A 271-nucleotide genomic window follows, 5' to 3' on the forward strand; every position below is an offset into this window, starting at 1 on the left:
AAGCAGGGACGGAGCGAGCCTTCACCGGCAAATACGAGAAGAACAAGCAGGCGGGCGAATATCACTGCGCCGCCTGCGGGCAGCTCGTGTTCGAAAGCGAGGACAAATACGATAGCGGGTCCGGCTGGCCCAGCTTCACCGCGCCCGCCGATGGCGATGCGGTCGAGGAGCACAGCGATACCAGCATGGGAATGCGCCGCACCGAAGTGGTCTGCGCCAAGTGCGAGAGCCATTTGGGCCATGTTTTCCCCGATGGGCCGGGCCCGGATGG

1 protein-coding gene is annotated in these 271 nt (G+C 64.2%); it reads left to right on the top strand.

The window, feature by feature from the left end:
* A partial coding sequence (gene msrB, locus A3736_RS06005) for a peptide-methionine (R)-S-oxide reductase MsrB (RefSeq protein WP_067680410.1) occupies positions 1-271 on the top strand: 271 nt, incomplete at both ends.

This window comes from Erythrobacter sp. HI0063 (assembly GCF_001635685.1).
Taxonomy (GTDB): domain Bacteria; phylum Pseudomonadota; class Alphaproteobacteria; order Sphingomonadales; family Sphingomonadaceae; genus Qipengyuania.